Annotated in this window: 1 protein-coding gene; it reads right to left on the reverse strand. The window is 50.7% G+C overall.

Annotated elements, in window-relative coordinates:
- Positions 1-72 precede the first annotated feature (72 nt).
- Positions 73-963, reverse strand: coding sequence for a LysR family transcriptional regulator (locus ACTHS3_RS14405; RefSeq protein WP_049335797.1), 891 nt, complete (start codon positions 961-963; stop codon positions 73-75).
- Positions 964-1,041: the final 78 nt, after the last annotated feature.

Raw genomic sequence — 1,041 nt, forward strand, 5'->3', positions numbered from 1 at the left:
TCGACCAATTATTGATTGGATTGTTGCTTTGATTAAAGGCCGTCTGAAAAGTGTTTCAGACGGCCTTGATGTTTATCTTTCCGATATTTTTTCATTGAGAAAGTCGATAAAGCTGCGTACTTTCGCACTGAGAAATGCCCTGTCGACATAGGTGGCGTTCAGTTGGTCTGTCCAGATGGTGTAATCGGGCAGAAGTTGGATCAATGTACCATCCTTCAATTCCTGCTGAACTGCCCAAAGGGGCTGATAGCCTATGCCTGCGCCTGCTTTAATCAGCTCGCGTATCATCAGTGTGTTGTCGCTGCGGATAACCGGGGAGAGATGGAGAATGGCTTTTTCTCCGGTAATGCGGTGGGTAATCTCCCAGTTTTGTTGACTGGTATAGGAAGGCAGGATGGCTTGATGCTGCATGACGGCTTCGGGCGTATCGGGTGTGCCGTGTCGGGCCAGATAGTCGGGAGCGGCAAGCAGGACGAACTCGATTTTGGCCAGCGGTTTGACGATCAGCGAAGGGGAGGGGGTTTTGGAAACGCGTAAGGCGAGGTCGAAACCTTCGGCAATGAGGTCGATATGGCGGTTGTCGAGGACGAGGTCAAGCGTGACTTTGGGATAACGCTGGCGGTATTCTGCTAGCCATGCGCTCATATTGCCACCTGCAAACCATAGGGGCATGGTAACGCGCAACATACCTTGCGGCGTGTCGGTACCGCCTGCCGCTTTTTGGGCAGCGGTGTCCAAGGTATCCAGCGCGTAGCTGCACTGGCGGTAGTATTCTTCGCCTGCTTCGGTCAGATGAAGGTTGCGGCTGTTGCGGTGTAAGAGCTTGGCTTGAATGGTGTTTTCCAGATGGCTGACGTGTTTGCTGGCCATGGCGGTGGAGATATCGAGCTGATCGGCGGCACGGGTAAAGCTGCCGCTTTGAACAACTTGGCGGAAAACTTTTAGGCTAAATAGGGTATCCATTATTTCTTATTAGGAAACGTTGTATCAATAATTCGAGTATATATCTCTTACTGGGAATTATCTATACTGCACTTATTG

The organism is Neisseria sp. P0009.S007, assembly GCF_051962515.1.

Excerpts from the sequence above, each read along its gene's own strand:
- ACTHS3_RS14405 (WP_049335797.1), bottom strand. The coding sequence starts at position 963 with ATGGATACCCTATTTAGCCTAAAAGTTTTCCGCCAAGTTGTTCAAAGC.